Source organism: Amycolatopsis sp. NPDC104863, assembly GCF_055582965.1.
Genome location: NZ_JBVJOW010000009.1, coordinates 309,854 through 323,953 on the forward strand (window position 1 = coordinate 309,854; position 14,100 = coordinate 323,953).

9 protein-coding genes and 1 riboswitch are annotated in these 14,100 nt (G+C 73.5%); of the genes, 8 read left to right on the forward strand and 1 reads right to left on the reverse strand.

Translation table 11 applies throughout. The annotated features are described in order from the left end of the window. Positions 1-10: 10 nt before the first annotated feature. From ACZ63J_RS40110 to ACZ63J_RS40135, 6 genes are all read left to right on the forward strand, one after another. Positions 11-667, forward strand: coding sequence for a M23 family metallopeptidase (locus ACZ63J_RS40110; protein WP_465399265.1), 657 nt, complete (start codon positions 11-13; stop codon positions 665-667). A gap of 93 nt (positions 668-760) precedes the next feature. Continuing rightward, positions 761-875: riboswitch (SAM riboswitch) on the forward strand. A gap of 37 nt (positions 876-912) precedes the next feature. Next, a complete protein-coding gene (locus ACZ63J_RS40115) occupies positions 913-2,268 on the forward strand; it encodes an aminotransferase class V-fold PLP-dependent enzyme (protein WP_465399263.1) in 1,356 nt (451 codons plus the stop codon). A gap of 16 nt (positions 2,269-2,284) precedes the next feature. Next, positions 2,285-2,908, forward strand: a complete 624-nt coding sequence (locus ACZ63J_RS40120; RefSeq protein WP_465399262.1) for a hypothetical protein — start codon at positions 2,285-2,287, stop codon at positions 2,906-2,908. Next, positions 2,848-3,480 (forward strand): hypothetical protein, encoded by a 633-nt coding sequence (locus ACZ63J_RS40125; RefSeq protein ID WP_465399261.1) that lies wholly within the window; start codon positions 2,848-2,850, stop codon positions 3,478-3,480. The genes ACZ63J_RS40120 and ACZ63J_RS40125 overlap by 61 nt, the downstream gene beginning before the upstream one ends. Before the next feature lie 87 nt (positions 3,481-3,567). Further along, positions 3,568-4,149 (forward strand): signal peptidase II, encoded by a 582-nt coding sequence (lspA, locus tag ACZ63J_RS40130; protein WP_465310216.1) that lies wholly within the window; start codon positions 3,568-3,570, stop codon positions 4,147-4,149. Further along, positions 4,146-5,075 (forward strand): RluA family pseudouridine synthase, encoded by a 930-nt coding sequence (locus tag ACZ63J_RS40135; RefSeq protein WP_465309907.1) that lies wholly within the window; start codon positions 4,146-4,148, stop codon positions 5,073-5,075. The genes lspA and ACZ63J_RS40135 overlap by 4 nt, the downstream gene beginning before the upstream one ends. On the opposite strand, the gene ACZ63J_RS40140 is transcribed toward ACZ63J_RS40135, so the two are convergent. Continuing rightward, a complete protein-coding gene (locus tag ACZ63J_RS40140) occupies positions 5,072-6,076 on the reverse strand; it encodes an AsnC family protein (RefSeq protein ID WP_465399260.1) in 1,005 nt (334 codons plus the stop codon). The genes ACZ63J_RS40135 and ACZ63J_RS40140 overlap by 4 nt on opposite strands. A gap of 132 nt (positions 6,077-6,208) precedes the next feature. On the opposite strand from ACZ63J_RS40140, the gene ACZ63J_RS40145 reads away from it, so the two are divergent. Together ACZ63J_RS40145 and fahA are read left to right on the forward strand one after the other, a co-directional pair. Further along, positions 6,209-12,838 carry a DUF885 domain-containing protein gene (locus tag ACZ63J_RS40145; RefSeq protein ID WP_465399259.1) on the forward strand — a complete coding sequence of 2,210 codons (6,630 nt, stop codon included), beginning with the start codon at positions 6,209-6,211 and terminating at the stop codon, positions 12,836-12,838. Continuing rightward, positions 12,835-14,046, forward strand: a complete 1,212-nt coding sequence (gene fahA, locus ACZ63J_RS40150) for a fumarylacetoacetase (RefSeq protein ID WP_465399258.1) — start codon at positions 12,835-12,837, stop codon at positions 14,044-14,046. Before ACZ63J_RS40145 ends, fahA begins: the two co-directional genes overlap by 4 nt. The last annotated feature ends 54 nt before the right edge of the window (positions 14,047-14,100 follow it).

A 14,100-nucleotide genomic window follows, 5' to 3' on the forward strand; every position in this document is an offset into this window, starting at 1 on the left:
AGTACGCACGGTGACGAAGCTGCATGTTCGTGGGGCGGTTCTGGCCGCCGTGATGACCGCCGCCTGCGGGCTGCTCGCCGCGCCGGCCGCGAGCGCCGAAGTGGCGCCGTTCCCGGCCCTGGCCCTGCCGTTCAAGGCGGGCCAGCAGGTGTACTCGGCCGGCATCCACTCCGACGACGGCAGCACCGGGGTCAAGAACGCCGTCGACTTCAGCCCGGCCGACCGCACCGTGCGGGCCCCGCTGGCCGGCACCGTGCACCTCCAGCACTGCGCGGGCGGCGACTGGGTGACCATCGACCACGCCGGCGGCTGGCGGACCGGGTACTACCACATGGAGGCCATCAAGGTCACCGACGGTGAGCAGGTCGAGGCCGGGGCCGAGCTCGGCTCGACCGGCAACGCGCTCCCGTGCGGCGGCAGCAGCACCGGCGCGCACGTCCACTTCACGCTCTGGACGCTGCCGGACGCCCCGGCGGCGAACTGGGACGGCAAGTCCTTCGCCGAGGTTTCGACGGCGGTCGCCGCGGCCCACGGCGAGCCGGTCGACGGGAAGACCCTGGGCGGCTGGCGCTTCACCGCCGGATCCGAGCAGTACCAGGGCACCGCGACGCACCTCGCGGACAACGCCGTCACGCAGCTGCCGGGCCACTTCCGCGCGAAGCTCTGACCCTTCTCGCATCCTGCGCAGTCCTGTGAGCGGCGTCTCAGAATGCGAACCGGGGGTTGGCCGCCGCGTCCGGTTTCGGTTACCTTCGAGCCAGGTCATGAGTGCCAGCGTCAAGCCCCGGCTTGCTGGCCGGCAACCCTCCTACCGCGGTGGGGTGCCCCGGGTGAAGACCGGGCCGGTCGCGTCGTGCGACGGGCAAGCGCGGGCCCCTCGCCGGGGTCCCCCGGACTGCCGAGGAGGCACCGATGACTCTCGCCATCGACCGCACCAGCACCGTCGCTCCCGTCGAGCTCGTCGAAACCGTTGTCCCGCAGGAAATCCCGGCCGTCGCCGGCGCGTCGCTGCGGGTCCCGCTCGTCACCGGCGGCGAGATCGGCTACGCCAACCTCGACCACGCGGCGAGCGCGCCGTGCCTGGAGGCCGTCCGCGGCGCCGTCGACGAGTTCCTGCCCTGGTACGCCAGCGTCCACCGCGGCGCGGGCTTCGCGTCGCAGGTGTCGACGAAGCTCTACGAGCGCACCCGTGACACCCTGCGCCGGTTTGTCGGCGCGCGCCGGACCGACACCGTCGTGTTCACGCGCAACACCACGGACTCCTTCAACCTGCTCGCCCGCAGCCTCCCGCCGCGCACCTCGGTGGTCGTGTTCGACACCGAGCACCACGCGGCGCTGCTTCCGTGGCGGGGCCCGCACGTCCGGCGGATCCCGACCCCGCGCACCCGCCTCGCCGCGGTGTCCGCTGTGGACGAAGCGCTCGCCGGCTGCCCCGAAGGACCGCGCCTGGTGGTCGTCACCGGAGCGTCCAATGTGACCGGTGAGCTGCTCCCGGTCGCCGAAATCGCCGCGGTGGCACGGAAACACGGCGCCCGCATCGCGCTCGACGCCGCCCAGCTCGCCCCGCACCGCCGCGTCTCGATCAAGGAGCTGGACGTCGACTACGTCGCCCTCTCCGGCCACAAGCTGTACGCGCCATTCGGCGCCGGCGCGCTGATCGGCCGCGCCGACTGGCTGCGCGCCGCCCAGCCGTACCTCGCCGGCGGCGGCGCGACCAAGCTCGTCACCGACGACGCCGTGGTCTGGAACGACGGGCCCGAGCGCCACGAAGCGGGCTCGCCCAACACTGTCGGCGTGTACGCGCTCGATGTCGCCTGCGAAACCCTGAGCCGCAACTGGGCCGCGGTCGAAGCGCACGAGCAGGCCCTGCTCACCCGGCTGCGCAAGGGTTTGGAGAGCATCCCCGGCTGCGCCGAGCTGCGGTTGTTCGACGCGCCGGTCGACCGCGTCGGCACGGTCAGCTTCGTCGTCGACGGCTTCGACCCCGGCTGGCTCGCGGCCGTGCTGTCGGCCGAGTACGGCATCGGCGTGCGCGACGGTGCGTTCTGCGCCCACATCGCGGCGAAGCGGCTCATCGGTGTCGCCGGCGGTGACGGCCGGCAGGCGGTGCGCGTCAGCCTCGGCCTCGGCAGCACCGAGGAGCACGTCGACCGCGTGGTGCTGGCGCTGCGCCAGATCGTCGCCCGCGGCGCGCGCTGGGAGTACACGAAGGTGGACGGCCGCTGGGCGCCGGTGGGCGACCCGCGGGAGCTGCCGCCGTTCTGCTGAGCGCTAGCCTGGGCCGATGGGGAGGCACGGGGTTTCGTTGGCACTGCTCGGTTTTGCCGAGCTGGTCCTGGTCACGGTCGAGCTGTTCCGCCGCTCGGCCGTGACCGCCGAGCTGGCGTCGCACTTCGCGCCGGCCGCGCCGTCGTACCAGAGTGTTTTCGGGCTCACCGTCGACGACCACGGTGGCCCGCAGCAGTTCCTCAGTATTTCCGACACGGTGATCGCCTACCGCGGTGGGATCGGGGTGGCCTGGCAGTGGGCGCTCATCGCCGCGTTCCTCGCGGTGGTCGCCGGGTACGCCCGGCGGCTCGGCGCGAAAGCCGCAGTGCTGGCCGCCGCCGGCGTCGTGCTCGCGGTGCCGCTGCTGGATCTGCTCGCCTACAGCTGGTTCGGCCTCGACGCCACGGCCCGGGGCCCGATCCTCGCGACGCTCGGCCTCGCCGTCGTCGCGGGGTGGGAACGCAGTCCGTTTATCCTCGCCACCGCCGTGCTTTCCGGGGCGGTCGCCGTCCTCGTCGCGGACCTGCCCGGTGTGCTGATCTCGGCCGGCGTCCTGCTGGCGGGCGCTATCCTGCCCCGATGGGGAGATCGCGCGACTACTGGTTCCCGTTGGCCGCACTGGGGTTCGCGCAGCTCGTGATGGCGGTGGTCGCCCTGGTCCCGGAAACGCCGGAGGCCGGCCAGTTCGTGCACTCGCGCGCCTACGAGCTGCCCCAGGACCTGTCCGGGGTCGGGCTCGGCACCGGCGGGGTCGGGGGCACGGGGTGGTACTCCACCGACGTCTACGCGACGAACGTCGTGCCGCCCGCGGGGCTCGGCTGGCTCGCCGGCCTCGCGTGCGTGGTGCTCGCCGTCGCCGGCTGGTACTGGCTGCACCTGCGCCGCGCCGGCACCCCGCCGCGGCCCGTCCGGTTCGTGCTCGGCACCCTGGCCGCGCTCGCCACCGTCCCGCTGCTCGACCTGCTCGGCGCCGTGGAGCTGCGGCTGCCCGGCGACGTCCGGGGCGCGCTCGTCGCGGCCCTGGGACTGCTGGTGCTGGCCGCCTACGAGCGCAGCTGGTTCGTGCTCGCGGTGAGCGTGGTGTTCGCGCTGGTCAGCGTGCTGTTGCCGACCCCGGTGACGGGGGCGCTGACCGCGGCGAGCGCGCTGTTCGCCGCGGCGTTCGCGGTCCTCCTCCGGCGTCCCCGCGACACTGCCGCCGACGCACCCTGACCAGGCGTGGACAATGGACCGGTGAGCACCGAGCCCAGCCACTCCGAACCCGAGACCGAAGCCGCCGCCGAAGCGGCGCCCGACCCCGTGGCCGACGCGCCGGAGAACCCCGAGGTCCCGGCGAAGCCGCTGCTGCCGAAGCGCCGTGTCGGCTGGGTGTTCGCGGTCGCGGTCGTGCTCTGGGCGATCGACCTGGTGACGAAGAACCTGGTCGTCGCGAACCTGGAGGGCAAGGAGCCGGTCCGGATCCTCGGCGGGCTGATCTACCTGCAGGTGATCCGCAACCCGGGCGCCGCGTTCTCGATGGCGACCGGGATGACGTGGGTGCTGGCGCTGGTCGCGCTCGCCGTCGTCATCGCGATCATCTGGCTGTCGCGGCGGCTGCGCTCGATCGGCTGGGCGATCGGTCTCGGGCTGGTGCTGGCCGGGGCGCTGGGCAACCTCACCGACCGGATCTTCCGCCCGCCGGGCGGCCTGCAGGGCCACGTCGTCGACTTCATCTCGGCGTTCGCCCCCAACGGCAAGGGCTTCGCGATCTTCAACATCGCCGACTCGGCGATCTGCGTCGGCGGCGCGCTCATCGTGCTGCTGTCGCTGCTGGGCAAGGACTACGACGGCACGTCGACCAAGGACAAGAAGAAGGCCGAAGCACAGGAGGACCAGGCGTGAGCTCGCGGATGCTCCCGGTGCCCGACGGGCTCGACGGGATGCGCGTGGACGCCGGTCTCGCGAAGATGCTCGGCCTCTCCCGCACGGTGGTGGCCGAACTGGCCGAATCGGGCGACGTCCTGCTGGACGGGCGCCCCGCGGGCAAGTCCGACCGGCTGGCCGCGGGCGGGCTCCTGGAAGTCACGCTGCCCGAGCCGGCGAACCCGGTCGAGATCGTCGCCGAGCCCGTCGAGGGCATGAAGATCCTGCACGACGACGACGACATCGTCGTGATCTCGAAGCCGGTCGGCGTCGCCGTGCACCCGAGCCCGGGCTGGACCGGCCCGACCGTCGTCGGCGGCCTCGCCGCGGCCGGCCTGCGCATCGCGACGTCGGGCGCGGCCGAGCGCCAGGGCGTGGTGCACCGGCTCGACGCGGGCACGACCGGCGTGATGGTCGTGGCCAAGAGCGAGCACGCGTACACCGTGCTGAAGCGCGCGTTCAAGGAGCGCACGGTCGACAAGGGCTACCACGCGATCGTGCAGGGCCACCCGGACCCGACCCGCGGCACGATCGACGCCCCGATCGACCGTCACCCGCGCCACGACTACAAGTTCGCAGTGGTCCAGGGCGGCCGCCCGAGCGTGACGCACTACGAGGTCGTCGAGGCGTTCCGCGCGGCGTCGCTCGCGCACATCAAGCTCGAAACCGGGCGGACGCACCAGATCCGCGTCCACTTCTCGGCCCTGAAGCACCCGTGCGTCGGTGACCTCACCTACGGCGCGGACCCGGTCCTGGCCCGCCACCTCGGCCTGAGCCGCCAGTGGCTGCACGCGAAGACGCTGGCGTTCGCGCACCCGGCGGACGGCCGCTGGGTCGAGTTCGAGTCGGAGTACCCGGAAGACCTGGCGAACGCGCTGAAGATCCTGCAGGACGAGAGTTACTAGTCGTCGATCGACCAGGTCAGCGTGCGCTCGTCCGGCTCCGGCCGCGGGCTCCAGCGGACCGAGACCACGCGGGTGGTGTCCGGGAGCACGTACACCGTGTGGCCACCCAGGGTTTCGCCCGGCTTGACGCCGATCTTGTGCGGCGGCCGCGACGTCAGCGACACCGGCGCCTTGCCGATCGCCGTGCCGTCGGCGGCGAGCAGCTCGAGGTAGTTGTCCGGCAGTGAGGCGAACGGGATCGCGCCGCGGTTGGTGATCTCGGTGTGCACGACCACCGAGCGCTCACCGTTCTCCAGGCGGTAGCCGGCCGCGCTGAAGAGGAAGTCCGCCGGGTCCTGGACCTCCAGCAGCTGCACCGACAGCTGTTCGCCTTCCAGGCCCTGGGTCTCCATGACCTGGCCGAGCCGGCCCTGCTTGCCGCCGGGAGCGCCGGTGCGCGGGGGTTCGTCACCGCGGGCCCACGACGCCGTCTGCGGCAGGCCCCACGTGCTGACGGACGGGTCGAGCGGCACCGGCGGCGGCGCGAACTGCTGCTGCGGCGGACGCGGCGGCTGTTGCTGAGGGGGCCGGGGCGGCGGGCCGGGGTACCGCCCGGACGGCGTGCCCTGGACGTTGTACGGCCCGGACGGCGCACCCTGCACGTTGTACGGCCCCGACGGCGCACCCTGGACGTTGTACGGACCGGACGGCACGCCCTGCGGACCCGGACCCGGGGGCATCGGCGGCTGCTGCGGCACCGGCTGCGACGGCGGGAACTGCGGCGCCGCGGGTGGCCGGTTCGCCCACGACGGCGGCGCGCCGGCGATGGCCGCGCGCAGGCCGTTCGGGTCGCTTTCGACGCCGACGAGCAGCGGGAGCCCGCTGCCGGACAGGGCGACCAGCCGGTAGGCGACCTCGCGGGGATCCATGCCGACCTTGGCCGCGAGCTCGTGCACCGCGGCCTTGCCGAGGTCGGCGAGCGCGGCGAGCAGGCGGATGTCCACGGGATCGGTCACGGCCACTCGGTGAACGCTACCGCGTCGCCCCGCCGGTCGCGCCGAGGCCGTCCGCCCCCGGCGAACGACCGGCCGTTCTTGTCGGTGATCTCCGTTAGGGTCGGCCGGGAGCACACACCGATAGCTGGGGGTCCCGTCATGACCGCGGTCACCGAACTCGCCGACGAGTTCGTCGAAGCGCTGTTCGCCGCCGATCCGCTGACGCCGGCGGTGCTGGGCGTCCGCCCGGCGGCGACCGGTTTGCCGGACTTGTCGGCCGAAGCCGAGCAGGCGTCCCGGGCCCGGATCGCGGCGGTCCTGGAGCGGGCGCGCGCGCTCGGGACCGAGGGCCTGGCGGCCGAGGACCGCGTCACCCGGGACGTCCTGATCACCTCCGCCGAGGCCCGCATCGCGGTGATCGACGCCCGGACGGCCGAGTTCACCGTCACCGACCTCTCCATCGGGCCCGCGGCGACCCTGCTCCTGAACCTGCCGATGACCCCCGTGACGGCGGGCGAGACGGCGGAGGCGCAGCTCGGGCGGCTCGCGGCGGTCCCGGAGTACCTGCGCCAGGCCGCGCGCCGGCACACCGAGGGCATCACCGACGGCCTGGTCCCGGTGGCCCACCTGGTCGACGCCGCGGTCGCGCACCTCGACCGCTACCTCGCCGAGCCTGCCGCCGACCCGCTGCGCCGCCAGCCGGCGCCGGACGAGGAGTTCGAGCGCCGGCGTGACGAGCTGCTCACCGACGTCGTCCGGCCCGCGTTCGCCGAGTACCGCGAGTTCCTCCTCACCGAGGTGAAGCCGCACGGGCGGCCGGCTGACCGTCCCGGCCTCTCCGCGCTGCCGGGCGGCGAAGCGGCATACGCGCGGCTCGCCCGGGTCCACACGACCACCGACCTGACCCCGGCGCAGCTGCACCAGACCGGCCTCGACGTCATCGAGTCGCTGGCCGTCGAGTACCGCGAGCTGGGGCTCAGGGTGTTCGGCACCGACGACCTGGCGGAGATCTTCGCGCGGCTGCGCACCGACCCGGCCCTGCGCTGGACCAGCGCCGAGGAGCTGCTCGACACCGCCCGCTCGGCCGTCGCCCGGGCCACCGCCGAGGCGCCGAAGTGGTTCGGCCGGATCCCGCCGCAGCCGTGCACCGTCGAGGCGGTGCCGGCGGAGGTCGCGCCCGGCGCGCCCGCGGCGTACTACCTGCGGCCGGCCGACGACGGCTCCCGGCCCGGCATCTACTTCGCGAACACCCACGAGGCCACCGAGCGGCTGCGGCACCCGGCCGAGACGATCGCGTTCCACGAAGCCGTGCCGGGGCACCACTTCCAGCTCAGCACCGCGCAGGGCCTCACCGGGCTGCCGCTGCTGCGGCGGATCGGCATGTTCACCGCCTACGTCGAGGGCTGGGGGCTCTACAGCGAGCGCCTCGCCGACGAGATGGGCCTCTTCTCCGACGATGTCGCGCGCCTCGGCATGCTGACCGGCGACTCGCTGCGGGCGGGCCGGCTGGTCGTCGACACCGGCCTGCACGCGCTGGGCTGGACCCGGCAGCAGGCCGTGGACTACCTGGTCGAGCACACCCCGGAGGCGCTGCCCGAGATCGAGTCCGAGGTCGACCGCTACATCGCGTGGCCCGGCCAGGCGCTGGCGTACATGGTGGGGCGGCTGGAGATCCAGCGGATCCGCACCCGCGCCGAGCAGCGGCTCGGCTCCCGGTTCGACGTCCGCGCGTTCCACGACGTCGTGCTCTCCGGCGGCGCGCTGCCGCTGCCGGTGCTCGCCTCCGTCGTCGACGAGTGGGTGGCCGGGCACGGTGACACGGCGAACGGCCTGGCGGACGAGCTCGTCACGCTGACGTTCGAGCAGGAGCCGCTGCACCCGTCCGTCCTCGGCCTGCCCGGTGACCACGACCGCCTCGGCGACCAGTCCCGGGCGGCGCAGGAGCGTTTCCACGCCGCCTACACCAGTCTCGCGGCCCGCGCGCGGGCCCTGCCGGCCGAGGGCATGACGGCGGAGGAGGCCGTGACCCGCGAAGTCGTGGCCGCCGCCGCGGAAACCGAGGCGGACCGGCTCGGGTCGCGGGCGACCGACATCGCCGTCAGCGACGGGTTCACCTCACCCGCGCTGGGGCTGCTCATGTACCTGCCCTACTACAAGCTGGACGACGACCGGAAGGCGCGCGGCTACCTGGCCCGGCTCGCCGCGATCGAACCGTTCCTTGCCGCGCTGACCGAGCGGCAGCGCGCGAGCCTCGCCGAGGGGCTCGTGCCGCCGGCGTTCCTGGCCCGGGTCGGCGTCGAGTACATCGACCGTTACCTCGCGGCGGCGGACACCGACGTGCTGAAGGTCGGGACGACGGCTGCGGTCGAGGGGTTCGAAGCCGAACGCGACCGCCTGCTCACCGAGGTCGTCCACCCGGCCTACACGCGCTACCGCGACTTCCTGCGCACCGAGGTCGAACCGGTGGGGCGGCCCGACACCGAGCCCGGGATCGGCCACCTGCCGGGCGGCGCCGAGCGCTACGCCGCGCTGATCCGGGCCGAGACGACGACCGAGCGCACGGCGCAGGACCTGCACGACACCGGGCTGGCGATCATCGGGAAGCTCGCGGAGGAGTACCGCGAACTGGGCGGGAAGGTGTTCGGCACCACCGATCTCGCCGAGATCTTCGAACGCCTGCGCACCGACCCGGCCCTGCGCTGGCGGGACGGTGAGGAGCTGCTTGCCGCAGCCCGTGACGCCATCGCGCGGGCGGAAGCCGTGGCGCCGCAATGGTTCTCGCACCTCCCCGCGGAGAAGTGCGAAGTCGCGCCGGTGCCCGAAGCGGACGCGGCGAGCGGCACGATCGCGTACTACCTGCCGCCGTCGCTCGAGGGCACCCGCCCGGGCACCTACTACGCCAACACCCACGAAGCCGAGAAGCGGCCGCGGTTCACCAGCGAGGCGATCGCGTTCCACGAAGCCGTGCCGGGGCACCACTTCCAGCTCAGCCTGGCCCAGGAGCTGACGGACCTGCCGCTGCTGCGGCGGGTCGGCATGTTCAACGCCTACGCCGAGGGCTGGGGGCTCTACGCCGAGCGGCTGGCCGACGAGATGGGCCTCTACTCCGACGACGTCGCCCGGTTCGGCCTGCTGACACAGGATTCGATGCGCGCGGGCCGGCTCGTCGTCGACACCGGGCTGCACGCGCTCGGCTGGAGCCGGCAGCGGGCGATCGACTTCCTCGTGGAAAACACGCCGATGGCGCGGCTGGAGATCGAAGCGGAGATCGACCGGTACATCGGCTGGCCGGGGCAGGCGCTCGGGTACATGGTGGGGCGGCTGGAGATCCAGCGGCTGCGGGCCGAAGCCGAGCAGGCGCTCGGCGAGCGGTTCGACATCCGCGGTTTCCACGACGTCGTGCTCGGGCACGGCATGCTGCCGCTGTCCGCGCTGGCGAAGGTCGTCTCGGACTGGGTGGCGGGCCAGGGGGACACGCCCGACCGGCTGGCCGACGAGCTGGTGGCGCTGAACTTCGAGCGGCAGCCGATCGCCCCGTCGGTGTACGGCCTGCCGGGGGCGCACAACCGGCTGCCCGACCCGTCGGCCGAGGCCGAAACCCGGGCCCGCGCCGGCTACGTGGCGATCGCCGCGCGCGCCGAGGCGATCGACCCGGCCGGGCTGACCGCCGCCGAGCGGGTCACGCGGGACGTCGTGGTTTCCCAGGCGCGGACCGAGATCGACACGATCGACTCCCGCCGCGCCGACTTCGCGGTCAGCGACGGGCTCGGCGCGCCCGCGCTGCAGCTGCTGCTGTACCTGCCGCAGACGGTGCTGGACGACGAGCTGAAGGTGGCCGGTTACCTGGCCCGGCTCGCCGGGGTGGGGGAGTACCTCGACGCGCTTGTGGTCCGGCAGCGGGCCGCGGTGGGCGAGGGGCTCGTACCGCCGGACTTCCTGGTGCGCGCCGGCGTCGCCTACCTCGACCGCTACCTGGGCGCGCCGGAGAGCGACCCGTTGCGGGTGACACCGTCGTACGCGCTCGAAGGCTTCGAAGCCGAACGCGACCGCTTGCTCACTGACGTCGTCCACCCGGCGTACGCGCGTTATCGGGCGTTCCTCGCCGACGAGGTCGCGCCGGTGGCCCGCCCCGAAACCGAGCCGGGCATCGGGCAGCTGCCCGGCGGGCCGGAGCGGTACGCGGCGCTGATCCGCGCCGAGACGACGACCGAGCGCACGGCGCAGGACCTGCACGACACCGGGCTCGCGCTGATCGACAGTCTCGCCGAGGAATACCGCGAGGTCGGGGCGAAGCTGTTCGGCACCACCGATCTCGCGGAGATCTTCGACCGGATCCGGACCGACCCGGCGCTGCGCTGGCGCGACGGCGAAGAGCTGCTGGCGGGGGCCCGCGCGGCCATCACCCGCGCGGAAGCCGTGGCGCCCCAATGGTTCTCCCGGGTTCCGGAGCAGCGGTGCGAGGTCGCGCCGGTGCCCGCGGCCGAGGCCACCAGCGGCACGATCGCGTACTACCTGCGGCCGTCGCTCGACGGCACGCGCCCGGGTGTCTACTACGCCAACACCCACGAGGCCGGGAAGCGGCCGCGGTTCACCAGCGAGGCCGTGGCGTTCCACGAAGCCGTGCCGGGGCACCACTTCCAGCAGTGCCTCGCGCAGGGGCTCACCGGGCTGCCGTTGCTGCGCCTGATCGCGAGCGTGAACGCCTACGCCGAGGGCTGGGGCCTCTACGCCGAGCGGCTCGCGGACGAGATGGGCCTGTACTCCGACGACGTCTCGCGGCTGGGCATGCTCACCCAGGACTCGATGCGCGCCGGCCGCCTGGTCGTCGACACCGGGCTGCACGCGCTCGGGTGGAGCCGGCAGCGGGCGGTCGACTACCTCGTCGAGCACACACCGATGGCGCGGCTGGAGATCGAGGCCGAGATCGACCGGTACGTGGCCAACCCGGGGCAGGCGCTCGGGTACATGGTCGGGCGGCTGGAGATCCAGCGGCTGCGGGCCGACGCGGAGAGCGCGCTGGGCGAGCGGTTCGACATCCGCGAGTTCCACGACGTCGTGCTCGGCAGCGGCACCCTGCCGCTGCCGGTGCTGTCCGGCGTGGTCGCCGACTGGGTGGCGAGCCGCCGTGACACGCCGGACTCCCTCGCCGACGAATGCCTGAAGCTGATGTTCGAGGCCCAGCCGCTGTGGCCGTCGCTCTACGGCCTGCCGGGCACCCACGACCGGCTCGCCGACCAGACCGCCGAGGCGGCCGTGCGGCACCGCGCCGGGTTCGCCGCGATCATCACGCGTGCGGAGGCGCTCGAGCCGGCGTCCGCCGCCGAGCGCGTCACCCGTGACGTCGTGATCTGGCAGGCGCGCACGCAGATCGACGTGCACGACTCGCGCCGGGCCGACATCGCGGTGAGCGACGGGATGGCCGCGCCGGCGCTCGAGCTGCTGATGATGCTGCCGCAGGCGGTGCTCGACGACGAGGCCAAGGCCCGCGGTTACCTGACCCGCCTGGCCGCCGTCGGCACCTACCTGGACCAGCTGATCGAGCGGCAGCGGGCGACGCTCGCCGAGGGGTTCACCCCGCCGGAGTTCCTGGCGCGCATCGGCGTCGGGTATGTCGGGCGCTACCTGGACGACCCGGAGAACGACCCGCTGAAGGTGCCCGTCCAGGGGCTCGAAGCCGAACGAGACCGCCTGCTGGCCGAAGTCGTGCGGCCCGCTTACGCGCGGTACCGGGACTTCCTGGCGTCGGAGGTGGTGCCGGTCGCGCGCCCCGAGACGTCCCCGGGGATCGGTGACCTGCCGGGCGGGCCGGAGCGGTACGCGGCGCTGATCCGCGCCGAGACGACAACCGAGCGCACGGCCCAGGAGCTGCACGACACCGGGCTCGCGATCATCGACCGGCTCGCCGAGGAGTACCGCGAAGTCGGCGGCAAAGTGTTCGGCACCACCGATCTCGCGGAGATCTTCGACCGGATCCGGACCGATCCGGCGCTGCGCTGGCGCGACGGCGAGGAGCTCCTGGCCGCCGCCCGGGCGACGATCGAGCGGGCGGAAGCCGTGGCGCCGCAGTGGTTCGGCCGGCTTCCCGAACAGCGGTGCGCGGTCGCGCCGGTGCCCGCGGCGGAGGCGGCGAGCGGCTCGATCGCGTACTACATCGAGGCGTCGCTGGACGGCTCTCGACCGGGAACGTACTACGCCAACACCCACGAGGCCGACCAGCGGCAGCGGACGCTGGGCGAGGCGATCGCGTTCCACGAAGCCGTGCCGGGGCACCACTTCCAGGTGACGCTCGCGCAGCAGCTGACCGGCGTCCCGCTGTTGCGCCGGCTCGCGATGTTCAACGCATACGCCGAAGGTTGGGGCCTCTACGCGGAGCGCCTCGCGGACGAGATGGGCCTGTACTCCGACGACGTCGCGCGGCTCGGCCTGCTGACCCAGGATTCGATGCGCGCGGCGCGGCTGGTGGTGGACACCGGCCTGCACGCGCTGGGCTGGAGCCGGCAGCGGGCGGTCGACTACCTCGTCGAGCACACCCCGATGGCCCGGATCGAGATCGAAGCGGAGATCGACCGCTACGCGGGCCACCCCGCGCAGGCGCTCGGGTACATGGTCGGCCGCCTGGAGTTCGAACGCCTGCGCGCCGAAGCCGAGCAGGCGCTGGGCGAGCGGTTCGACATCCGCGAGTTCCACGACACGGTGCTGGGCCACGGAACCCTGCCCATCCCGGTGCTGGCGGACGTGGTGGCCGACTGGGTGGCGGCGCGGGCCGCGGCGCCCCGGGACGAGGAGTGAACGTGACCTGGCTCGACCTGCCCGACACCACGCCGTTCGGCCTGGACAACCTGCCTTACGGCGCCTTTTCCGTCGCCGGCGGGCCCGAACGCCGGATCGGGGTGGCGGTCGGGGAGCACGTGCTCGACCTGACGGCCGCCGCGGCGGAGACGGCCGCGCCGTTCGCCGCGCTGCTCACCTCCGGGGTGCTCAACCCGCTGCTGGCCGCCGGGCCGGGCACCTGGCGGGAGGTCCGCGAGAGCGTCCGCGAGTGGCTGACCGAACCCCGCTACGCCGACCAGCTGCGGCCGCACCTGGTGCCGCTCACCGAAGTCACCACGCACCTGGCGTTCGAGGTCGCCGACTACGTCGACTTCTACTCGAGCGAGCAGCACGCCCTCAACGCGAGCAGGATCTTCCGCCCCGACGCGGCCGAGCTGTCGCCGAACTGGAAACACCTGCCGATCGGCTACCACGGCCGGGCCGGCACCGTCGTGACGTCCGGGACCCCCGTCGTCCGCCCGAACGGGCAGCGCAAGCCGCGTGACGCCGAAGTCCCGGAGTTCGGCCCGTCGCGCTCATTGGACGTCGAGGCGGAAGTGGGTTTTGTCGTCGGCGTCCCGTCCGTCCCGGGCACGCCGGTGTCCACATCGGACTTCGAGGCGCACGTCTTCGGCGTCTGCCTGGTCAACGACTGGTCCGCGCGTGACCTGCAGGCCTGGGAGTCCCAGCCGCTGGGGCCGTTCCTCGGCAAGTCGTTCGCGACGTCGGTGTCCCCGTGGATCGTCCCGCTGGCGGCGCTGGAGCACGCGCGCGTCGACGGGCCGCCCCAGGAGCCGGAGCCGCTCGAATACCTGCGCACCGGCGAAAAGTGGGGCCTGGACCTGGCGATCGAGATCCGGCTGAACGGGCACCTCGTGTCGAGCCCGCCGTTCGCCACGCACTACTGGACGGCCCCGCAGCAGCTGGCGCACCTGACGGTCAACGGCGCGAGCCTGCGCACGGGGGACCTGTACGCCTCGGGCACGGTGACCGGCCCGGAGCGGAACCAGCGCGGATCGCTGCTGGAGCTGTCGTGGGGCGGGCGCGAGCCGTTCGAGCTGCCGGACGGCGGCACCCGCGCGTTCCTGGAGGACGGCGACGAGGTCGTGATCAGCGCGACCGCGCCGGGTCCGGGCGGCACGCGGATCGGGTTCGGCGACGTGCGGGGGACGGTGGTTCCCGGCTGAGGCCGTGACGATCCCCCGTCGGCGGTGTCCGGACTGCGAAGGACGGACGCGGAT